Here is a 22,010-nt window from a genome sequence, read left to right as displayed (position 1 = left end):
TTTGGTCGGTGATAGAGGATTCGAACCTCCGACCCCTTCGTCCCGAACGAAGTGCGCTACCAGGCTGCGCCAATCACCGAATGCGGGGCGCATCTTACTGCTCAGCTGCGCGCCCGTCAATCCCTTAGTATCAAAATGCCATTCGATCGGCGAGAAAGTCAGCAGCCCATTACTGGGTTACAATCTTCTTGTCGTCCGGGACATGACACCAGTTGTTATTCTCATTTATACCGCCGTTTGGCGAGGTATATCCAAGGCAACCGAGAATGGTGTCGTACAGTTCAACATGGCGACGCGGAATCTTCATATCAGCCTCCTGCTTAAGGTGGGCGAAGGCTTTCGCATGATCGGGGTCTTCCAGATACTTATCAGACATCCACACCATCATAGGAACGCGGAACTGCTCTGGCGGTGCCATTTTACGTGGCGTACCGTGCAGATGCTCACGCTCGTTGATCGACTCACCGTGATCGGCAGCATAGAACACAATCGCTTTCTTATCGCGCAGCTGGTCAAACACTTTGGTGATAAAGTGGTCAACATAGGTTACCGAGTTATCAAATGAGTTAATCATCTGCGCTTTCGAACAACCGCTATCAACATTGACACACTCCGGCTTCCACTGGGCGTACTCACGGGTATAGCGCTGCGTGTAGTTAAAGTGCGAGCCTTTGGTATGCAGGATAATCAGGTGTTTACCATTATCGTCCGGTTTGATTGATTGCTGCATCTCAGAGATCAGCAGCATATCGTCAACCGTTTTGCCACGGTTACGCGGCTCAGCGCCAATCTGCTCACGATAGGCGATGTTCTCCGCCATCGTGTTGCTGTAAAACCACATCTCACTTTGCATCGCGTAGAGATCGGTATTAAAACCTAGCTGGCTGAGTACGGAAAAGACGTTTTGTTCTTTCAGCGTACGCTGCGGGTTATCGCTCGCCCCACCTTCACGAACAAACATACAGCGTAGCGAAAGTTTGGTTGCCGTATCACACGAATATCCGCGGAACGCGGCCAGGTTTTTTTCCTGAGCCAGCCTTGGCGTAGTATTTCTCTCGTAGCCAAAAATGCCCATATGATCCCAGCGGGTCGTTTCGCCGATAATAAACACGACGTAGGTATCATCAATATTCTTGGGGGCGACGTAGGTAAATTTCTTCGCCGGATTCATCAACGAATTGTTATCTGAAGATTCATCCACCTGCGCCCAGGCATACAGACCCAGCGCGGACAGCCAGTTTGAAGGCAAATATGAATTTGCCACTACGCCACCGTAGCTGGGCAAATCAATACCCGTTTCCCGTTCAACTGATTTTTGCTGTATTCCAAGTAAACGAATCGGCGCCCACACCATCAAGCCAGCCAGCAGAACAACGGCCACACTACGCCATCTCATACCTGGCGTACGTATTTGTTTTAGCAGGGTATAGCGGCAACGGTTACTCCAGATAAGCAGCAGCGGCAAAATGCTGACCGACACCAGCCACACGATAAAATGCCAGCCCACAACTTCCTTTGATAAATCAATATCGGTTGTCATGACCGAGGCAATAATGCCGTAGCCAATGACCACATTCAGGAAGGTCATGTAATAGCTGGCACCAGCGGAACACAGCACCACCAAGGTAGCCAGTACGCGCCAGGCCCGCCGACCAAACAGAGACAGAAGACGAAGTAAAAAGAAGGTAACCAGCACGGTGCCGGCCAATTCAACAACCGCAGAGATTCCTTTCAACGCGGTAAATTCCTGCACATAGCTGCCGAAGCGGCGATAAAAAACTGCGCAGTTCATAAACAGACCGATATAGATCGCAAGCAAGAAGCTAAGCTTTTGCTGCGTCATCGATTTAATGTATCTCATGCAAAAAAACCCTGGGAATCGGGATAAAAACACCCTGTGAAGTGGTCAATCGACCAAACAGGGGAAAATGCGACAACAGCAGAGATGAAATGTCTACGGGCGCGGCTAAGTAGACCACAGGAGGGGAGAAAAGTGCTTATGGTGAATGCAAACGGCGCATATATTTTTGTAAATATATGCGCCGGGTATTAATCAGACCGCTAATAGATTCAGGCGTGAGCCTCAGTAAATACGCTACGTTGCGGCTGGCGAATGGTGGTAGAAAGCGCCAGCGAGATGATTAACAGCGCAAAGATAACGCAGAAGGTGACATAGAACCCACCAAACAGCGAAGCGATAATCGAACCACAAATACTGCCGATACCAAAGCCAAGATAGATAACACCGTAGTTTTTCGCCAGGTTATTCAGGCCGAAGAACTCGCTCACCAGTGACGGGAAGACCGTAATGGTGCCACCGAAGTTGAAGGCAACACAGGCAATGGCTGCGAAGAATGTCACTTCATTCAGCGGGGCAAAAAGCAGCGCCGCCATGCCCACCAGCGAAACAACCTGACCAATGGTGATAACGCGAATACGGGAAATTTTGTCGGACAGAATACCCAGAACCAGACGACCTGACAGGTTCGCGATAGAAATAACGGTTACCGCATTCGCCGCTGTTGCCACATCCATTTTTGCCAGGCTTTGGGCGATATCTTTCGCGACACCAATCACGTAAAGCCCGCTCATGCACGCCGTCAGGAACATCACTGCCAGCATCCAGTACTGTGGTTTACGCATGGATTGTGCCAGCGTGTAGTCATTCTCTACCACGCCATTTACGGCTTTAACTTCCTGGTTTGGCGCATCTTTCATCAGCGTGGAGCCAAAGACAATCATCACCAGTACGATCGCGCCCCAAATCATAAAGGTCTTTTCCAGACCCACAGTGCTCAGCAGTTGGCTGTCGATAAATTTAAAACCAAGGCTACCCAGGCCGTAAGAGCCGATCGCAAAGGCGGAAATCAGCCCTTTACGCTCAGGGAACCATTTCACGCAGTTGGACAGGGTTAACAGGTACCCTGCACCGTCAGCCAGACCAACCAGTACACCGGCACTCAGCCACAGCATAATCAGGCTGTCAGAATGCGCGGTTAAGAAGAAGCCCACACCCAGTAAGATACCCGATGCCATGGTGACGCGTTTCACACCGAAACGTTCCTGAAGCTTCCCGGCGACGGAAGAAGAGATCGCCAGACCCAGACTCAGCAAACCAAAGGAAAATGCAACCTGACTCACCGGCGCATCAAGCTTAGAAGAGAGCGCACCGTTAAACAGGCTCCAGGTATAAACAGAACCTAATGCAAATTGGGTAATGATGGTGCCGATCAGTGTCAGCCACCGGGTACGCTGATAATCAGAAGTTTTCATGGCAGTCTTCCTGCATAAACAAAATGGGAAATTCTCTGCCGACAACCATACCGAAGTGCTTTTATGACCAGGAGAAAACGGCATGAAATGCCATCAGGACGGAATGAAATGCCTGGATTGCGGAATGAATGACGAGACAAAAAGTCGGGTTACTGAATTTTATTGCCGGAGTTAGTGCACGCTATCGCTGGAATGCGTGTGATTATTGATCCCGATATGTAACAGAGATGTTTTATCCCGGCTTTCTTTCGTTAAAATTTAGCGCTCACTCCCATGGTGTACAGATAATCGCTGTTATTCGTACTATTTTCTGCCTGAGAAAGTGCCGCATAGGCAGCCATATGCTGATTCAGCAGCATATCTGCACCGACAGTGACATCGACCCAGTTACCATCCTGACTCGCCGCCGCCATACGATTGAGACCCGATTGCGCCTTCCAGATATTCTCGCCAAACTGCTGGTTATAGCTGATTTGCGCCCATGACCGTACATCGCCAAACTGCGAGTCGACCCGCCAGCCCAGGGTACTGACGCTGGCATGCCACATCGGATCGGTCAGCGTTAGCGAAGTCACACTGTCGCCAAATTCGTTGTAGGTAGAGGTGGCTGAACCATCATAATGCAGGGCTGCGACGGGTCCCGTCGTCACCTTACGGGAAAGGGGAAAATTCCAGCCCACGCTCATACCGCTGGTCGCATCCAGAGCCGTTTGGTCCGCCAGATTCACCACCGGCCCCGCCACGTTCTGGGTGGAGCGAATGCGCTCTTCCAGAATGTCGTTATAACGTGGTTGGTGATCGCTGTCCCATGTATAGCGTTCCGACGTATGACCGGACAGCGCATCAACGATATATTCTTGTTGCCAGCCATATGCCGTATTGGCAAACAGCGCACAGACGATGACGTTCGCCAGAGTTAACCTCTGACGACCACTACTGTTTCTTATAATCATCAACGCGACTCCAGAAAAGAGCCGAATACGGCGATATTATTGTCATTGTTTAAAGGATATCGGGCACATGAGGCCCTGTATTAAATATTGTCTTTTTAGCGGGCGCGTCAAGGCGGGCCGAATGAAATTTTTACGCCAGTAAAAACAGCGAGGAAGAGTATGCAACGTTGCGGCTGGGTCAGTCAGGATCCACTATACATTGCCTATCATGACAAGGAATGGGGCGTCCCGGAAACCGATGGTAAAAAGCTGTTCGAAATGATCTGCCTTGAAGGCCAGCAGGCTGGGCTGTCGTGGATAACCGTGCTGAAAAAACGGGAAAACTATCGCCAGGCATTTCACCACTTCGATCCTGCCACCGTTGCGGCGATGACCGAAGAGGATGTAGAAAGGCTGGTACTGGATGCCGGTATTATCCGCCATCGGGGAAAGATTCAGGCCATTATCGGCAACGCCCGCGCATGGCTGGCAATGGAGCAAAACGGTGAGCCGTTTAGCGAGTTCGTCTGGTCATTCGTCGATAACCAACCGCAGTTAACCCGTGCCGCCAGTCTGAGCGATATCCCTACTTCAACGCCCGCCTCTGACGCACTTTCTAAAGCGTTAAAAAAACGTGGATTTAAGTTTGTTGGCACCACTATCTGTTACTCCTTTATGCAGGCATGCGGTCTGGTCAACGACCATGTCACCGGCTGCATCTGTTACCCAGGAGAACAACATGATTCGTGAATCCAACGCTGACGATCTGGCACCAATTCTGGCACTGTGGATGGAAAGCACCATTTTTGCCCATCCTTTTATCGAAGAACGCTACTGGCGCGAGAGTGAGCCTATCGTACGTGATGTCTACCTGCCCGCTGCGCAAACCTGGGTGTGGGAAGAAAACGGTGTGCTCAAAGGTTTTGCCAGCGTGATGGAAGAGCGCTTTTTAGGCGCGCTGTTTGTCGCGCCTGCCGCCATCAGAAGCGGTATCGGTAAAGCACTGGTGCAACATGTGCAGCAGCGCTTTTCGTTGCTCAGCCTGGAGGTCTACCAGAAGAACCAATCAGCGGTAAACTTCTACCACGCACTGGGCTTTCGCATTGAAGACAGCGCATGGCAGGAAGAGACTCACCATCCAACCTGGATTATGGGCTGGCAGGCGGATCAAACGCGGTAAGTGTCAGCGTGGGCCCACTGTACTTCTCCAGCCACGCCAGCGCAGTATTGCCCGCACAGCCGTTCCCCAGCTTCGAGCTGGGGAGATCTTTGGTCAGCACGTTGACAGCACCATTTTTACAAATCCCGTCGGCGGCCGGGTCCAAATCAGGCCAGGCCCCCTCATGAATACAAATCACGCCAGGTTTGATCCCTGTCGTCACGACAGCACCCGCCAGGATATGCCCGCGGTGGTTCCACACTCTGACCGTATCGCCATCGGCAATCCCCCGCGCTTGCGCATCCTGCGGATGAATTGTTACCGGCTCCCGATCCGCCACCGCATACTGTTCGCGTAACGCACTGTAGTTGAGCTGGCTGTGCAAACGGTGAGCCGGATGGGCGGAGAGCACCTGCAGTTGGTCGGGTTCGGCATTGCCGAACCACTCATCCGGCTCCAGCCACATCGGGTGTCCTGCACAATCCGCATAGCCGTAACCTGCAATTTTTGCAGAATAGATTTCAATTTTTCCACTGTCCGTTTTCAGCGGATGCGCCTGTGGATCACGGCGAAAATCAGCAAAACGGATGAACTGCGCATTGGCGGCGTTTTCCGGCATTTCGATCAGTGCATTCTTTTGCCAGAACTCAGCGAATGGCGGCAGTGTAACCTGCTGGCTGGCACCACGCTGCGCGGCAATGTCGTAAAAAGTTTCCAGCCACACCAGTTCGCTTTTACCTTCGGTGAATCGCTCGTAACCGCCCTGTTCCCAGCGCTCGCTAAGCTCGGCAAAAACATCAAAATCGTTGCGTGCTTCAGCCTGTGGCGGCACGACCTGCTTCATCGGCACCAGATGCTGGTTGCTGTAGTCTCCGGTCATGGTCAAATCGTTACGTTCAAAAGAGGTTGTCGCAGGTAACACGATATCGGCATGCTTCGCCGCAGCGGTCCAGAAACACTCAGAGATAACTACCAACTCTGGCTTCTGCCAGGCGCGAATCAAACGATTGGTATCCTGGTGATGCGTGAAGTTGGCGCCGCCCGCCCACCACAGCATGCGGATGTCCGGGAAATGCCGATCCATACCGTTATGCTGATAGAAACCACCGGGATTTTCCAGCGCTTCAACAATTCGCGCCACCGGGATTTTATCCACCGCGTCGGTACCGCCTTTGAGGCTCCCTTGCATCGAAGCCAGTACCGCTGCACGACGTGTCGGGTTCCCGCCGTTGGCAAAATGGTACGACAGCCCAAAGCCACCGCCGGGCGTGCCAATTTGACCGAGCATGGCGGCCAGCGTGACGATCATCCAGTGTTTTTGCTCGCCATACTGCTGACGCTGCATCCCCCAGCCGGCCATCAGCATGGTGGTATTTTGGTGAAATATTGCCGTAAGTTCGCGTATTTTCGCTGCCGGAATACCACAAATTTCAGCAGCCCATTCTGCCGTTTTCGCTATCCCATCGGATTCACCCAGTAGGTAGTCGGCGAACGAATCATATCCGGTTGTACAACGGGCGAGAAAATCCTCGTCGTGCCAGTCGTTTTCCACCAGCGTATGCGCGATACCCAGCATCAACGCTACATCGGTTCCCATATGCGGGGCGATCCATTCCATTTTGTCGCCAAAGAACGCCACACTTTCCGATCGCATTGGATCGATGCAGATCAATCGCTTACCGCTATCGCGCAGCGCTTCAAAGTAAGCAATACCCTGTTCGTCAGAAGCATTCCAGGCAATTTTCAGTGTATTCAGTGGGTTAGCACTCCACAGCACCACCACATCGCTATGCTCCAGCACCATCGGCCAACTGGTCTGCTGCTGGTAAACTTCGTTGCCCCCCACCACATACGGCATGATGGCCTGTGCAGCCCCCGTAGAATAATCCCCCAGGTGTCCGGTATACCCCCCCGCCAGCGCCATATAACGCTGTAGCAGGGTTGCCGCTTTGTGTAACACGCCATTAGATCGCCAGCCGTAAGAACCGGCAAAAATCGAGGCCGGGCCGTAGCTGTCACGGATGCGTTTATGCTGCGTATGGATAAGATTCAGCGCGTCGTCCCAACTGACGCGAACAAACTCATCCTGCCCGCGCACGCCTTGCGGATTCTCCGGCGAGGCGAGAAAGCCTTTACGCACCATTGGAAAACGTACCCGCGTTTTACTGTGAACCTGGTCGCGCACCACGGTTTGCAAGGAGTTGGGATGGGAAGTGGGCAGCGCGCCACGCGAGGAGAAAACCGTCTCACCATCGGTGTCGACGAGAATGGGTCCCCAGTGGGCGGCAGTTAACACCGGGTAATGTGCGGGTGAATTAGCCAAGATGGCGCTCCTGAATGCGATGTGACGGCTTATTTATTATGCCGTTCAATGTTACTTACAAATTTCAGAGTCTTCCCTGGAATTTTCTTCATGTTCACACGTCATAATCAACCGCCACGGTCGCTGTGGCAAAGAAGAAAAAGTCATTAAGGAATTAAGATGAAGAAACGTGTTTTTGTTATTGCTGCCATCGTGAGCGGCGCCCTGGCGGTTTCTGGCTGCACAACAAACCCTTACACCGGCGAACGCGAAGCGGGTAAATCCGGCATTGGCGCGGGTATTGGCTCTCTGGTCGGCGCGGGCATTGGCGCACTCTCTTCTTCGAAGAAAGATCGCGGCAAAGGCGCGTTGATTGGTGCAGCGGCAGGTGCGGCTGTGGGTGGCGGTATCGGTTATTACATGGACGTGCAGGAAGCCAAACTGCGCGAAAAAATGCAGGGAACGGGCGTCAGCGTGACGCGTAGTGGCGATAACATCATTCTGAATATGCCGAATAACGTCACCTTCGACAGCAGCAGCGCCAACCTGAAACCTGCTGGTGCCAACACCCTGACCGGCGTGGCAATGGTACTGAAAGAGTACAATAAAACAGCCGTCAACGTGCTGGGCTTCACCGACAGCACGGGCAGCCAGGATTTGAACATGCGTCTGTCACAGCAGCGTGCCGACTCCGTCGCCAGTGCATTGATTACCCAGGGCGTAGCAGCGAACCGCATTCGCACTCAGGGTATGGGTCCGGCGAACCCCATCGCCAGCAACAGCACGGCGGAAGGTAAAGCGCAGAACCGTCGCGTAGAGATTACGTTGAGTCCTGTGCAGTAATCGTTGAGCCGGGTGGCGGCTTCGCCTTACCCGGCCTACGTTCGACATGTAGGCCCGGTAAGCGCAGCGCCACCGGGCAAATTACTTGCTTCGTCAGATTTTCCCGCTAAGGTATTCACACGAAATTCAGGGAAATCAGCGATGAGCAAATCAACACGGGCAACCATCAGCGATGTGGCAAAGGCCGCAAAAACCGGCAAGACCAGCATTTCACGCTACCTCAACGGTGAAAAGCATCTGCTATCCGACGCGCTGTTAGCCCGCATTGAAAAAGCCATTGCCGAACTCGACTACCGTCCAAGCCTGATGGCCAGAGGCCTGAAGCATGGGCGTACCCGCCTGATTGGCCTGATTATCGCCGATATTACCAATCCCTACTCCGTCAACGTGTTAAGCGGCATTGAAGCCGCCTGTCGCGATAAAGGCTTTACTCCACTGGTGTGCAACACCAACAACGAAGTGGATCAGGAACTGCATTATCTCGACCTGCTGCGCAGCTACCAGGTCGAAGGGATCGTGGTGAACGCCGTCGGGATGCGTGAAGAAGGACTGAACCGTCTGCAGCAGTCTGCGCTGCCGATGGTGCTGATTGACCGTAAAATTCCCGATTTCGCCTGTGATATGGTCGGTCTGGATAACACCCAGGCGGCAACGGTTGCCACGGAACATCTGGTCGAACAAGGTTTTGAAGCCATCCTGTTCCTCAGCGAACCACTCGGCATGGTGAATACCCGCCGCGAGCGCCTGAGCGCTTTTCGCGCCACCCTCGCACAGTACCCCGGCGTTATCGCACAAAATGCGGAAGTCCCGCTAACGGACAATACGCAACTCGATGACACACTGCGCCAGTTTCACCAGCAGCATCGTGGGATGCGCAAAGCCGTTATCTCTGCCAATGGCGCCCTGACGTTGCAGGTTGCCCGTGCGCTAAAGCGTATTGGCCTCAACTGGGGCAGCGACATCGGTCTGCTCGGGTTTGACGAGCTGGAATGGGCCGAACTGGCGGGCGTTGGTATTACCACGTTGAAACAACCTACCTGGCAGATTGGCTATACCGCCGTTGAGCAGGTTGTACGCAGGATCGATGGCGGCTCTGCTGCCATTCAGGAACAGGTCTTCTCCGGCGAATTGATCGTTCGCGGCTCTACCGCCCGCTAAATTTCCTTCGTGATGGTGATCATAAATTCAACATCACAGCCTTTTCTTTGGAACCGGTTCCATCTAGCGTTATAGCAAGAACGCTAGTTTTGGAGTTTCCATGAAAAGAAAAATTATGGTGGTCACTGCCGCTTACGGCTACGACCAGGTACGCGCCGCAGGTGGGCAAACAGCCCTGCTGCCCATCATTGCCGAAGCCGGTGCTGACGGGGTTGAAATCCGTCGCGAGATGCTGACCGACGCCGAGCTAAAAACACTGCCAACCATGGCCTCTGCTATCGAAATCTTCGGCCTGCTGGCCTGTTACTCAGCGCCTGAGCCGTTGTTCCTTGAGGACGGTAGCCTCAATCCCCGACTTCCTGCGCTACTTGAAGAAGCACAGGCCCTGCAGGCGCTGTGGCTAAAAGTCTCCCTCGGCCATTTCTCCCATACCGAACAGTTCAACGTGTTACGTGAATGGCTGGACAACAGCGGGATGGAGCTGGTTGTCGAAAACGATCAGACCGCCTGCGGACGCCTGAAGCCGATGCAGCGCTTTAACGAAGCCTGCCAGACGCAAAATCTGCCGATATCTCTGACCTTCGATATGGGCAACTGGCTGTGGGTAGGCGACGTTCCGGAAGAGGCTGCACAGCAGTTGGGCTCAAGCGTTGGATACATCCATGTGAAAGCCGCCACATCACATCGCGACAGTTACCGTGCCGTGCCGCCTGATCACGCGGAACCACGCTGGCTGGCGCTGTTGGACACGTTGCCCGCAGATGTTCCACGCGGCATTGAGTTTCCCCTGGAAGGGCAGGATTTGGCGGCGGTTACCCGTCACTACGTCGCTCTGTTACGCAAGGAGTAACACATGAAAAATTCACTGGATGTGGTCACTATTGGTGAAGCGATGGCGATGTTTGTCGCCACGCAAACCGGTGATTTGGCGGACGTGGAGCAGTTTATTAAACGCGTTGCAGGCGCTGAACTTAATGTCGCAACCGGACTTGCTCGCCTGGGTCTGAACGTAGGCTGGGTAAGCCGCGTGGGTAACGACAGTTTTGGCCGTTTTATTATTAAGTCGCTGGAGAAAGAAGGGATTAATGCGCAGGGAGTTACTCTGGACGGGCGCTACGCTACTGGCTTTCAGCTTAAATCTAAAGTCGAAAATGGAACCGATCCCATTGTGGAATATTTCCGCAAAGGTTCTGCTGCCAGCCATCTCAGCGTTGAGGATTATCACGATGGGTATTTCTCCAGCGCACGCCACCTGCACCTGAGCGGCGTTGCAGCTGCGCTGTCTGCCAGTTCATATGAACTACTGGCGCACACCGCCCGCACGCTAAAAACACAAGGGAAGACCATCTCGTTCGATCCGAATTTACGCCCAGTGCTGTGGAAAAGCGAAGGCGAGATGGTGGAAAAACTCAACCGACTGGCATTCCAGGCTGACTGGGTTTTGCCTGGATTAAAAGAGGGCATGATTTTAACCGGTCAGCAGACACCAGAAGCCATTGCCGACTTTTATCTGCGCCATGGCGTGAAGGCCGTGATTATCAAAACCGGGGCTGATGGGGCCTGGTACAAAGCAGCGAGCGGCGAGCAAGGCTGCGTCGCACCGGTGAAAGTCGACAATGTGGTCGATACCGTCGGTGCGGGTGATGGCTTTGCCGTCGGCGTTATCAGCGCCCTGCTGGAAGGGCGCTCGCTGCATCAGGCGGTGACCCGGGGCAATAAAATTGGCGCTCTGGCCATTCAGGTCCAGGGCGACAGCGAAGGATTACCCACACGTGAACAATTAGGGGAATAAATTCCCGGCCAACTCTGTCTCTGTACCCTACATTCAGAGGCGGCGTATCAGCATAACCAGAGGGCAGTCTATGAATAGCTCAACCAATGCAGCAAAACGCTGGTGGTACATCATGCCAATCGTGTTTATCACGTACAGCCTGGCGTACCTTGATCGCGCGAACTTCAGCTTCGCTTCCGCAGCCGGCATCAACGAGGATCTCGGTATTACCAAAGGGATCTCTTCCCTGCTGGGGGCTCTGTTTTTTCTTGGCTATTTCTTCTTCCAGATCCCAGGCGCAATTTACGCCGAACGCCGCAGCGTACGTAAACTGATTTTTATCTGCCTGATTCTGTGGGGCGCCTGCGCGTCACTGACCGGGATGGTCAGCAACATTCCAATGCTGGCCGCCATTCGCTTCATTCTTGGCGTCGTTGAAGCCGCGGTCATGCCCGCAATGCTGATTTATATCAGTAACTGGTTTACGAAGTCCGAGCGTTCGCGTGCTAATACCTTCCTGATCCTCGGTAACCCCGTCACCGTCCTGTGGATGTCCGTCGTGTCCGGATACCTGATTCAGGCGCTGGGCTGGCGTGAAATGTTCATCATTGAAGGTTTTCCGGCCATCATCTGGGCGTTCTGCTGGTGGGTACTGGTAAAAGATAAACCGTCGCAGGTAGGCTGGTTGTCAGAATCCGAAAAAGCCGCGCTGCAGGCCCAGTTAGAAAAAGAACAGCAGGGTATCAAAGCCGTGCGTAACTACGGCGAAGCGTTCCGTTCACGTAACGTTATTCTGCTGTGCATGCAGTACTTTGCCTGGAGTATTGGCGTCTACGGTTTTGTTCTGTGGTTGCCGTCAATTATCCGCAGCGGCGGTGCCAACCTGGGTATGGTAGAGGTCGGCTGGCTTTCGTCCGTTCCGTATCTGGCCGCAACGGCGGCGATGATCCTGGTTTCATGGGCTTCCGATAAACTGCAAAACCGTAAGCTGTTTGTCTGGCCACTGCTGCTGATTGCCGCTTTCGCCTTTATTGGCTCCTGGGCCGTTGGCGCAGACCATTTCTGGATTTCTTACACACTGCTGGTTATCGCCGGTGCGGCCATGTACGCCCCTTATGGCCCCTTCTTCGCCATCATTCCTGAAATGTTGCCGCGCAACGTCGCTGGGGGAGCAATGGCATTAATCAACAGCATGGGCGCATTAGGCTCATTCTTTGGTTCCTGGTTTGTCGGCTACCTCAATGGCACCACCGGCAGCCCGTCCGCCTCATACATTTTTATGGGGGTAGCGCTTTTTGTCTCAGTATGGCTAACTCTGATCGTTAAGCCTGCTAATAATCAACAGCTACCTATTGGCGCACGCCACGCTTAAATTTTAACTTACGGAGATTCGCATGAAGCCGTCCATTATTCTCTATAAAGCGTTACCTGACGATTTACTGCATCGCCTGGAAGAGCATTTTACTGTCACTCAGGTGCCTAACCTGCGTTCAGAAACCGTAGCACAGCACGCCGAAGCCTTTGCCAGCGCGGAAGGCCTGCTGGGCTCCAGTGAAGCCGTCAATACCGCCCTGCTGGAGAAAATGCCGAAACTGCGCGCGACCTCCACCATTTCCGTAGGCTATGACAACTTCGATGTCGATGCCCTTAACGCACGTAAGGTGCTGCTGATGCACACGCCAACGGTGCTGACAGAAACCGTGGCAGACACGGTAATGGCGCTGGTGTTAAGCACCGCTCGCCGCGTGGTGGAAGTCGCCGAGCGCGTGAAGGCAGGCGAATGGACAAAAAGCATCGGAGCCGACTGGTTTGGTACCGATGTTCACCACAAGACGCTGGGCATTGTCGGCATGGGACGCATTGGGCTGGCGCTGGCGCAACGCGCGCATTTCGGCTTTAGCATGCCGATTCTCTACAACGCGCGTCGTCACCATCAGGAAGCGGAAGAACGTTTCAACGCGCGCTACTGCGACCTGGATACGCTGCTGCAGGAAGCGGATTTTGTTTGCCTGATTCTGCCGTTAACGGACGAAACCCACCATCTGTTCAGTACCGAACAGTTTGCCAAAATGAAGTCTTCTGCCATTTTCATTAACGCTGGGCGTGGCCCGGTGGTGGATGAAAACGCACTGATCGCCGCACTGCAAAGCGGGGAGATTCATGCCGCGGGCCTGGATGTGTTTGAACAAGAGCCGTTGCCGTCAGACTCACCGCTGCTGTCGTTGCCGAATGTGGTGGCGGTACCGCATATTGGTTCAGCCACGCATGAAACGCGCTATAACATGGCGGCTTGTGCTGTGGATAACTTAATTGACGCACTGCAGGGGAAAGTTGAGAAGAACTGCGTGAATCCGCAAGTGGCCAAATAACACAAAAGGCCGGGTAGCATTGATGCTCACCCGGCCTTTAATGTGTCTTACCGTACGACGATTACTGCGCGGCATTCACCGCAGCAGTCCATGCCTGATTAAATGCCTGATGCTGCGCCGCCAGCGGGCCAATCAGCGTATTGTACTGACTGGCCTGTTGTGAGGTTGGGAACTGGATGCCGTTGGCGACAAAGCTCACCTGCGTATCCTGTTGCGCGATAAAATCGCCTACCTGCACCAACTGCTGCGTGAAAACTTGCGCGGCTGGGATCAGCGGCTGTAACGCCTCTGCCGGTGCGGTCACGACTTTGCTGTAAACCTGATCAAAGACAGGTTTCAGGTCATCACCCTGCTTCAGCGCGCCATGGGCAGCATCTGCCTGTAGCTTCGCATTCTGCAACTGTTGTCCTAACACACCCAGCGCGCCATTTGCCTGACGCAGCGGTTCACGCTGAGTCATATAATCCTGAGGAACACGGATTGCATTTACGCTATCAACAACCGGGCGCAGACCGGAGTCCATTGCCTGATTAACCTGCTGTGAATAGCCATAAAGAATCGCGTAATCGGACACAAACGGGCCAAACTGTTTTTTCTGATCGGCAGTCAGCGTCGGTAAACGCTCTCCGCTACGCATTGCAGTATTCTGCAGAAAATCGATAAACGCTTTGCGTTGATCGCCTTCTTTATCAAAACACCCACTCAGGCCAACTACCATTAAGAGCGCCAAAACAGGCGCAAACCAGCGAGAGCAGGACTTACCTGTCGCCATTTTAATACTCCTTTCACCCAAAAATGCGCACAACGACACCCGCGTGCCTGACGTTGACAAGGATAGTCCAGGTCAGCCCCGCAAGATACCCTTTCCGCGTAATCTTGTGGGGGAAAATAACGGTTTCCGCCGCCCTGTGTTTTGCTCAACAATGCTCCCTTCACATAGCGGCACTCTATTTTAGTCATCTTTACAATTGGAATGGTTCGATCGGAGATCCCGACCTTTATCAGTTCGTTAGCCAACTAAAGGTTGTCACCCGCGATTCGCTGAAACGAATCCACAACGCATACCATAAATTCGCCTTCATTTTTTCCGACTACGCTTAATGAGCTTCGATGAAATTCACGATCCCGCTGTGTGATTTATAGGAGTTCTCAATGGAATACAAAGATCCTATGTTTGAACTGCTAAGCAGTCTGGAGCAGATTGTTTTTAAAGATGTATCGCAGACGGTTACCCAGACGCAAAAAACCAACCCTTTCGCTGAATTTGAACAACTACGACGAGGGACAGGTTTAAAAACAGATGATTTCGCCCGGGTGATGGGCGTAACGGTCGCGATGGTTCATGAATGGGAGTCTAAACGAGTGAAGCCATCCAGTACCGAATTGAAGTTGATGCGCCTGATTCAGGCAGACCCACGATTAAGTAAGCAGTTGATGGATTAAGTTATTTTCAAGTTTGACATAAGAGCGGTCCTGCAGAAGGGCCGTTCCTCCACTGCCAATATCCGCAAAAAAGAAAATAGTAGTTGCATCCACCTGCGTAAAATGAGTTAATGCCCTCAACGGTTTGACGTACAGACCATTACAGCAGTTAGTAAGGCAAGTCCCTTCAAGAGTTATCGTTGATACCCTCGTAGTGAGCATTTCCTTTACTGTTAAAAAATCTGTAAAGCACGCCATATCGCCGAAAGGCACACTTATTTTTTAAAAGGTAATACACTATGTCCGGTAAAATGACTGGTATCGTAAAATGGTTCAACGCTGACAAAGGCTTCGGCTTCATCACTCCTGACGATGGCTCTAAAGACGTGTTCGTACACTTCTCTGCTATCCAGAACGATGGCTACAAATCTCTGGACGAAGGTCAGAAAGTTTCCTTCACCATCGAAAGCGGCGCTAAAGGCCCGGCAGCTGGCAACGTAACCAGCCTGTAAGCTTAAAAAGCTCAAAATTCTGAATCCCTGCCCAACGGCGGGGATTTTTTTTATCTGTACTTCGAAAAACGCCTCGCCCACACGCGTCTTTGCATTACTTTACCCGTCGCCCCTTTGACCTTTCCCTAAGGGCAAGCTTTATAGTGAGCCAGTCAGTATCCCACAACGTTCACAAGGAATTGAAGCTATGTCGAAATCCTCATTGCTGCTGGTTTTAGGTTTACTCACCACCGGTAGCGCGTTCGCCGCCCCCCCTGAAGCCACTTTTTTGGCGGAACACGGGCTCAGCGGAAAATCCGTCGAGCAAATCGTCGAGGCCATTGATCAGTCTCCCCAGAGCCGCCCACTGCCCTACTCGGCATCCGTCACCAGTACCGAACTGAAGCTCTCTTCGGGCGATCAGATCTATACCCTGCCGCTCGGTGACAAGTTCTATCTGTCATTTGCCCCTTATGAATGGCAAACACATCCTTGCTTCAACCACAGCCTTTCTGGCTGCCAGGGCGAAATGCCGGAGAAGACATTTAATGTCAAAGTAACGGATAACAAGGGTGATGTGGTGCTACAAAAAGAGATGAAGAGCGGTCGAAATGGTTTCGTCGGAGTTTGGCTACCGCGCAATATGGCAGGCTCCATCGCAGTAAGCTACAACGGCAAAACGGCGGAATATCCCATTAAAACCATGGAAGACAGCCAGACCTGTCTGACTAAATTACAGCTGCGCTAACAACATAAAAAAATGCCGGATGGCGCAATGCTTATCCGGCCTACTGGTGTTTATCTCGTAGGCCGGATAAGGCGAAGCCGCCATCCGGCATTTTCTAAGTCAGCTCATGACCGTTACTGCAGCAGCGAAATATCCGCCACGCGCAGGAACAGTTCACGCAGTTTTTCGAGCATAGACAGACGGTTAATACGCAGATCTTTATCTTCCACGTTAACCATCACTTTCTCGAAGAACGCATCGACCGGTTCACGTAGCGCAGATAGCTCAACCAGCGCTTCCTGGTAATGACCGGCAGCGAAGACAGGCTCCAGCTTATCGCGCAGCACCACAACCTGCATCGCCAGCGCAATTTCTTCCGGCTCTTTCAGCGTTGCCGCATTCACACGGTCGTTCAGCGTTTCTTCAGACTTCGCCAGAATATTTGATACGCGCTTGTTCGCGGCAGCCAGTGCAGAAGCAGCTTCCAGCGTACGGAAATGCGAAACCGCCTTCATACGTGCGTCGAAATCAGCCGGACGAGTCGGACGACGCGCCAGCACGGCCTGAATGGTATCGACGGTGTAACCTTCGTCCTGATACCAGGCGCGGAAGCGACCAAGCATAAAGTCGATAACGTCATCAACCACTTTCGCGTTGGTCAGCTTATCGCCATACAGACGAACAGCCTCTTCCGTCAGCGTTTGCAGATCCAGATTCAGGTTCTTCTCAACGATGATACGCAGCACGCCCAGCGCAGCACGACGCAGCGCAAACGGGTCTTTGTCGCCTTTCGGATGCTGACCAATACCGAAGATACCCGCCAGGGTGTCCATCTTGTCAGCAATCGCCACGGCACAAGCCACCGGGTTAGACGGCAGGTCATCACCGGCAAAGCGCGGCTGATACTGCTCGTTCAGCGCCACAGCAACATCTTCCGCTTCGCCATCGTGACGTGCGTAGTGCATACCCATCACGCCCTGGGTGTCGGTGAACTCGAAGACCATGTTGGTCATCAGGTCGCACTTGGACAGCAGGCCAGCACGGGTTGCGTGGTTAACGTCAGCGCCAATTTGACCAGCAATCCAGCCCGCCAGCGCCTGGATACGGTCAGTCTTATCGCGCAGCGTACCCAGTTGCTGTTGGAACAGCACGGTTTGCAGACGCGGCAGATGGTCTTCCAGGCGTTTTTTACGGTCGGTATTGAAGAAGAACTCAGCATCCGCAAGACGCGGACGAACTACTTTCTCATTACCGGAGATAATCTGGGTCGGATCTTTCGATTCAATGTTGGCCACGAAGATAAAGTTCGGCAGCAATTTGCCGTCATTCGCGTATACCGGGAAGTACTTCTGGTCACCTTTCATGGTGTGTACCAGCGCTTCAGACGGAACCGCGAGGAATTTCTCTTCGAACTTCGCGGTCAGCACGACCGGCCATTCTACCAGCGAGGTGACCTCTTCCAGCAGGCTTTCGCTCAGGTCAGCGTTACCGCCGATCTTACGCGCCGCTTCTTCAGCATCGGCTTTGATTTTCGCTTTACGCTCGGCGTAATCGGCAATCACTTTGCCGCGCTCACGCAGGATTTCCGGATACTGATCGGCAGAATCGATAGTGAATTCCGGCTCGCCCATAAAGCGGTGTCCACGGATCACACGATCGGACTGAATGCCCAGAATCGTTGCCGGAATAACTTTGTCGCCCAGCAGCAGAGTCACGGTGTGAACCGGACGCACGAAGTGAACGTCAGACGCGCCCCAGCGCATCAGTTTCGGGATCGGCAGCTTCGCCAGCGAAGTGGCGATCATGTTCGGCAGCAGCGTTTCAGCGCTTTCGCCTTTCACATGCGCGCGATACAGCAGCCACTCGCCTTTGTCGGTGGTCAGACGCTCAGCCTGATCAACCGTGATACCGCAACCGCGCGCCCAACCTTCTGCCGCTTTACTCGGTTTACCTTCAGCATCAAACGCCTGGGCAATGGCCGGCCCGCGTTTCTCAACTTCACGATCGGGTTGAGATTCTGCCAGGGCAGCGACTTTCAGCGCCAGACGACGTGGAGCGGCAAACCACTCAACATTGCCGTGCGCGAGGCCAGCGTTGTCCAGCTCCGCGGTAACGTTCGCAGCAAAGGACTCAGCCAGGCTGCGCAGTGCTTTTGGTGGCAGCTCTTCAGTGCCGATTTCCACCAGAAAAGTTTTCTCAGACATGGCCGCCTCTTATTTGTCTTTGTTGCACATCGGGAAGCCAAGGGCTTCACGGGAAGCGTAGTAAGCTTCTGCCACTGCTTTGGTCAGGGTGCGAATGCGCAGGATGTAGCGCTGACGCTCGGTGACGGAGATGGCTTTACGCGCATCCAGCAGGTTGAAGCTATGGGCGGCTTTCAGAATACGTTCATACGCAGGCAGCGGCAGCGGGTTTTCCAGCGCCAGCAGCTGCTGCGCTTCTTTCTCGTACTGCTCGAAGCAGGTGAACAGGAAGTCCACATCGGCGTATTCGAAGTTGTAGGTGGATTGCTCCACTTCGTTCTGATGGAACACGTCGCCGTAGGTTGTTTTGCCCAGCGGACCGTCGCTCCAGACCAGGTCGTAAACGCTGTCTACGCCCTGAATGTACATGGCCAGACGTTCCAGACCGTAGGTGATTTCCCCGGTAACTGGCTTACATTCCAGACCACCAACCTGCTGGAAGTAGGTGAACTGCGTGACTTCCATGCCGTTCAGCCACACTTCCCAACCCAGACCCCAGGCGCCCAGTGTTGGGTTTTCCCAGTTATCTTCCACGAAACGGATATCGTGAATGGTCGGGTCCATACCCAGCTCTTTCAGAGAACCCAGGTACAATTCCTGAATATTGTCCGGTGACGGCTTAATCACCACCTGGAACTGATAGTAGTGCTGTAAGCGGTTCGGGTTTTCGCCATAGCGCCCGTCGGTCGGACGACGAGAAGGCTGCACATAAGCAGTCGCCATCGGTTCCGGCCCCAGTGCACGCAGGCAGGTCATTGGGTGAGATGTCCCCGCGCCGACTTCCATGTCCAATGGTTGAACGATGGTGCAGCCCTGGCGAGCCCAGTAATCCTGTAAGGTCAGGATCAAGCCCTGGAAGGTCCTGGTATCAAACTTTTGCATATTATTTCGTGCTGGATACGTGTGGATTTAAAGGAAGCGATCAGTATACCCGCTGGCTGCAAGATATACAGTACGAAACGGGAAAAAGGGGGAACTTAGCGCATGGAAAGGTGCAAAAACTGCCCGTCTGCGTCAAATGAGCAGACAAAACTCTCTTTGCGGAAGGTAGAACCGCGCATCTCATAGCTACCCTGAAATTGCTCAAGACCGGTGATAGCAATTTTCTGGGCGCCCGTATTATAAAGCTCCGATGCTTCACTTTTGCACAATGACTCCATATCCAGCGAACGCGTGGCGGTAATTTTGCCCTTTTGCGCTTTCTGCACGGGTGCTGACGATTGTGGATCGGCGCACCCCACCAGCAGCAGCGTGAGGATTGCGGGAAAGAAATACTTCATCATCATTTTATTACCGCCTGGTTTGCTGGTCAGTCTTATTATTAGTGTCTGGGAACGGATCCTATTGTGAGAATCTCCCCAGGCCATCACAAGCTTTAGCGTAATAACTCGGATTAATCCAGTGAGCGATGTTCGCAAATACTGGTCAGACTTTTTTTAATGAAAACAGAGGAACTGATGCAGCCCAAAATTTACTGGATTGATAATCTGCGCGGGATCGCCTGTTTAATGGTTGTGATGATTCACACCACGACCTGGTACATCACCAATGCGCAAAGCGTCAGCCCGGTAAATTGGGATCTGGCCAACGTGCTCAATTCCGCCTCTCGCGTCAGCGTCCCGCTGTTTTTTATGATCTCGGGTTATCTCTTTTTCGGCGAACGCAGCGCCAAACCGCGCCATTTCACGCGCATCGCGCTCTGCATTCTGTTTTACAGTAGCGTGGCGCTGGCCTACATCCTGCTGTTTACCTCGATCAACGCTGAGCTGTCGCTGAAGAACCTGCTGCAAAAGCCGGTGTTCTACCACCTATGGTTTTTCTTCGCTATTGCCGTTATCTACCTGGTATCCCCGCTTATTCAGGTGAAAAATGTCAGCGGAAAAATGCTGCTGGCATTGATGGTGGTGATAGGCGTGATTGCCAATCCCAATACCGTCTCGCAAAAAATTGGCGGCTTTGAGTGGCTTCCCATCAACCTGTACATCAGCGGCGATACGTTCTACTACATTCTATACGGCATGCTGGGCCGGGCAATTGGTATGATGGAGACACAAAAGCGCTCACTCACCTGGCTCTGCGCAGCGTTGTGTATCGTCGCCGTGTTTGTTATTTCCCGCGGGACGCTGCATGAGCTCCAGTGGCGAGGCAATTTTGCCGATACCTGGTATCTCTACTGCGGACCAGCGGTATTTATCTGTGCCGCCTCACTTCTGACGCTGGTCAAAAATACGCTCAGCACGCGCACTTTGCCGGTACTGGGCCTTATTTCCCGCCACTCATTGGGCATCTATGGCTTTCATGCGCTGATCATTCACGCGCTGCGCACCAACGGCATAGAACTCAAGAACTGGCCGCCGCTGGATATATTGTGGATTTTTAGCGCCACGCTGGCAGGAAGTTTACTGTTGTCCATATTGTTGCAGCGCATCGATACGCACAGGCTGGTAAGTTAAAATGAAAAACCCCCGCTCGTTACCGAACGGGGGGCTACCGATTATTCCGTAAACTCTTCTGCAATCGCCACAGTTTCTTTTGAACGTTCAAAACCACCATCGCGAATGTTTTTCTGCACGGCAACTGCGCCAAACAGACTCAAAAAGAAAGCCAGACCGTAAAACCCTTTCTCACTAAGTAACAGCGTGGCGTTCCACAAACCAACAACCAGTAATGCTACCGCGATAACAAACGTGGCCAGACAGGTTACATAGTAAATCGGCGTCGTAGGGATACCTTCATATTTATCCCGTACCGTCTTTTGATACGACGCAGCAGAAAACAAACCAAGCACCAACACAGCAAAGTAATACCCCTTTTCATTCAACTGCATATCCGCATTCCACAGCCCCAGCAGATACGTCGCAATGCCGCCGAAAAGCGCTATCCATGACACAATGCTAAATGCGGGAGAATACGTTGAAGTTCTGTTATCCATTCAGAGTTCCTGTCCTTTAGGTGTATTTTCTGATGAGCGCAACAATAAAATTTGCCCCCATAAACAAATAAAGAATGCCGCTGGGTACAGCGCCTTTTCAATGGGCGCTAATGGAGCGTTCCACACCCCCACCAGTAGCAATCCTATCGTGATGAGTGCCACCATCTGACACACAGAGGCGAAGCGTTCGTCGCTCTGATTGAGATTTTCACCACGCTGATAAACATATGTCACAAACATTCCCGCCATCAGCACGCCGAAAAAATAGCCTTTGCCACTCAATAACGGGCATGCCTGCCAAAAGCCAATAACGTAAATCAGCGCGCCAGAGAGGAATAATATCCAGGGCAACAGCCTTGTCGTCAGCCTTGTCGTCTTCATTGGGATC

General features: G+C 52.9%; 22 protein-coding genes and 1 tRNA gene. 12 read left to right on the top strand and 11 right to left on the bottom strand.

Annotated features, from left to right (window positions below):
- Positions 1-2 precede the first annotated feature (2 nt).
- From EHN13_RS19635 to EHN13_RS19620, 4 genes are all read right to left on the bottom strand, one after another.
- A tRNA-Pro gene (locus EHN13_RS19635) sits at positions 3-79 on the bottom strand.
- A 90-nt stretch (positions 80-169) separates the two neighbouring features.
- Positions 170-1,861, bottom strand: coding sequence for a kdo(2)-lipid A phosphoethanolamine 7''-transferase (eptB, locus tag EHN13_RS19630; RefSeq protein ID WP_048213652.1), 1,692 nt, complete (start codon positions 1,859-1,861; stop codon positions 170-172).
- 209 nt (positions 1,862-2,070) lie between these two features.
- On the bottom strand, positions 2,071-3,273 hold the full coding sequence (locus EHN13_RS19625; RefSeq protein ID WP_048213653.1) for an L-lactate MFS transporter: 1,203 nt from the start codon (positions 3,271-3,273) through the stop codon (positions 2,071-2,073).
- Positions 3,274-3,524: 251 nt separating this feature from the next.
- Positions 3,525-4,226: an autotransporter outer membrane beta-barrel domain-containing protein gene (locus EHN13_RS19620; protein WP_048213654.1), complete on the bottom strand. Its 702-nt coding sequence runs from the start codon at positions 4,224-4,226 to the stop codon at positions 3,525-3,527.
- Between the two features lie 159 nt (positions 4,227-4,385).
- On the opposite strand from EHN13_RS19620, the gene tag reads away from it, so the two are divergent.
- Both tag and EHN13_RS19610 read left to right on the top strand, forming a co-directional pair.
- The gene (tag, locus tag EHN13_RS19615) at positions 4,386-4,955 is read left to right on the top strand and encodes a DNA-3-methyladenine glycosylase I (protein WP_061066787.1); all 570 of its coding nucleotides are present in this window, start codon (positions 4,386-4,388) and stop codon (positions 4,953-4,955) included.
- Positions 4,945-5,385 carry an N-acetyltransferase gene (locus EHN13_RS19610; RefSeq protein ID WP_048213656.1) on the top strand — a complete coding sequence of 147 codons (441 nt, stop codon included), beginning with the start codon at positions 4,945-4,947 and terminating at the stop codon, positions 5,383-5,385. The genes tag and EHN13_RS19610 overlap by 11 nt, the downstream gene beginning before the upstream one ends.
- Here EHN13_RS19610 and EHN13_RS19605 read toward each other — a convergent pair.
- Entirely contained in the window at positions 5,354-7,687 is a 2,334-nt protein-coding gene (locus EHN13_RS19605; protein WP_124021941.1) for a molybdopterin guanine dinucleotide-containing S/N-oxide reductase, read from the bottom strand. The genes EHN13_RS19610 and EHN13_RS19605 overlap by 32 nt on opposite strands.
- Positions 7,688-7,846: 159 nt before the next feature.
- Between EHN13_RS19605 and EHN13_RS19600 the strand changes: the two genes are divergently transcribed.
- The 6 genes from EHN13_RS19600 (at position 7,847) to ghrB (ending at position 13,807) form a co-directional block, all read left to right on the top strand.
- On the top strand, positions 7,847-8,509 hold the full coding sequence (locus EHN13_RS19600; RefSeq protein WP_101742802.1) for an OmpA family lipoprotein: 663 nt from the start codon (positions 7,847-7,849) through the stop codon (positions 8,507-8,509).
- A 141-nt stretch (positions 8,510-8,650) separates the two neighbouring features.
- Positions 8,651-9,667 carry a LacI family DNA-binding transcriptional regulator gene (locus EHN13_RS19595; RefSeq protein ID WP_115601322.1) on the top strand — a complete coding sequence of 339 codons (1,017 nt, stop codon included), beginning with the start codon at positions 8,651-8,653 and terminating at the stop codon, positions 9,665-9,667.
- Positions 9,668-9,767: 100 nt separating this feature from the next.
- On the top strand, positions 9,768-10,517 hold the full coding sequence (locus EHN13_RS19590) for a sugar phosphate isomerase/epimerase family protein (RefSeq protein WP_124021940.1): 750 nt from the start codon (positions 9,768-9,770) through the stop codon (positions 10,515-10,517).
- 3 nt (positions 10,518-10,520) lie between these two features.
- Entirely contained in the window at positions 10,521-11,459 is a 939-nt protein-coding gene (locus EHN13_RS19585) for a sugar kinase (protein WP_048213660.1), read from the top strand.
- 70 nt (positions 11,460-11,529) lie between these two features.
- Positions 11,530-12,810 carry an MFS transporter gene (locus EHN13_RS19580; protein WP_040231622.1) on the top strand — a complete coding sequence of 427 codons (1,281 nt, stop codon included), beginning with the start codon at positions 11,530-11,532 and terminating at the stop codon, positions 12,808-12,810.
- Positions 12,811-12,832: 22 nt separating this feature from the next.
- Positions 12,833-13,807 (top strand): glyoxylate/hydroxypyruvate reductase GhrB, encoded by a 975-nt coding sequence (gene ghrB / locus EHN13_RS19575; RefSeq protein WP_048213662.1) that lies wholly within the window; start codon positions 12,833-12,835, stop codon positions 13,805-13,807.
- Positions 13,808-13,868: 61 nt separating this feature from the next.
- On the opposite strand, the gene EHN13_RS19570 is transcribed toward ghrB, so the two are convergent.
- Complete coding sequence (locus tag EHN13_RS19570) at positions 13,869-14,579, bottom strand: DUF3053 domain-containing protein (protein ID WP_048213663.1); 711 nt, start codon at positions 14,577-14,579, stop codon at positions 13,869-13,871.
- Positions 14,580-14,959: 380 nt separating this feature from the next.
- On the opposite strand from EHN13_RS19570, the gene EHN13_RS19565 reads away from it, so the two are divergent.
- The 3 genes from EHN13_RS19565 to cueP all read left to right on the top strand — a co-directional run bounded on the left by EHN13_RS19565 (position 14,960) and on the right by cueP (position 16,468).
- Complete coding sequence (locus tag EHN13_RS19565) at positions 14,960-15,250, top strand: HTH-type transcriptional regulator (protein ID WP_048213664.1); 291 nt, start codon at positions 14,960-14,962, stop codon at positions 15,248-15,250.
- 278 nt (positions 15,251-15,528) lie between these two features.
- A complete protein-coding gene (cspE, locus tag EHN13_RS19560; RefSeq protein WP_000014594.1) occupies positions 15,529-15,741 on the top strand; it encodes a transcription antiterminator/RNA stability regulator CspE in 213 nt (70 codons plus the stop codon).
- 187 nt (positions 15,742-15,928) lie between these two features.
- The gene (gene cueP / locus EHN13_RS19555) at positions 15,929-16,468 is read left to right on the top strand and encodes a copper-binding periplasmic metallochaperone CueP (protein ID WP_124021939.1); all 540 of its coding nucleotides are present in this window, start codon (positions 15,929-15,931) and stop codon (positions 16,466-16,468) included.
- A gap of 113 nt (positions 16,469-16,581) precedes the next feature.
- Here cueP and glyS read toward each other — a convergent pair whose 3' ends face one another.
- From glyS to EHN13_RS19540, 3 genes are all read right to left on the bottom strand, one after another.
- Complete coding sequence (gene glyS, locus EHN13_RS19550; RefSeq protein WP_124021938.1) at positions 16,582-18,651, bottom strand: glycine--tRNA ligase subunit beta; 2,070 nt, start codon at positions 18,649-18,651, stop codon at positions 16,582-16,584.
- Positions 18,652-18,660: 9 nt separating this feature from the next.
- On the bottom strand, positions 18,661-19,572 hold the full coding sequence (gene glyQ / locus EHN13_RS19545; protein ID WP_001168551.1) for a glycine--tRNA ligase subunit alpha: 912 nt from the start codon (positions 19,570-19,572) through the stop codon (positions 18,661-18,663).
- A gap of 95 nt (positions 19,573-19,667) precedes the next feature.
- Positions 19,668-19,976 (bottom strand): YsaB family lipoprotein, encoded by a 309-nt coding sequence (locus EHN13_RS19540; RefSeq protein ID WP_048213667.1) that lies wholly within the window; start codon positions 19,974-19,976, stop codon positions 19,668-19,670.
- 171 nt (positions 19,977-20,147) lie between these two features.
- Between EHN13_RS19540 and EHN13_RS19535 the strand changes: the two genes are divergently transcribed.
- Positions 20,148-21,143 (top strand): acyltransferase, encoded by a 996-nt coding sequence (locus EHN13_RS19535; protein WP_124021937.1) that lies wholly within the window; start codon positions 20,148-20,150, stop codon positions 21,141-21,143.
- Positions 21,144-21,184: 41 nt separating this feature from the next.
- On the opposite strand, the gene yiaA is transcribed toward EHN13_RS19535, so the two are convergent.
- Both yiaA and yiaB read right to left on the bottom strand, forming a co-directional pair.
- Entirely contained in the window at positions 21,185-21,622 is a 438-nt protein-coding gene (gene yiaA, locus EHN13_RS19530) for an inner membrane protein YiaA (RefSeq protein ID WP_124021936.1), read from the bottom strand.
- Complete coding sequence (gene yiaB / locus EHN13_RS19525) at positions 21,623-22,003, bottom strand: inner membrane protein YiaB (RefSeq protein WP_249039302.1); 381 nt, start codon at positions 22,001-22,003, stop codon at positions 21,623-21,625.
- Positions 22,004-22,010 lie beyond the last annotated feature (7 nt).

The organism is Citrobacter youngae (genome assembly GCF_003818115.1).
Lineage (GTDB): Bacteria > Pseudomonadota > Gammaproteobacteria > Enterobacterales > Enterobacteriaceae > Citrobacter > Citrobacter youngae.
The sequence above is the reverse complement of the archived record's forward strand: the minus strand, read 5'-3'. Positions and strand labels throughout refer to the sequence as shown.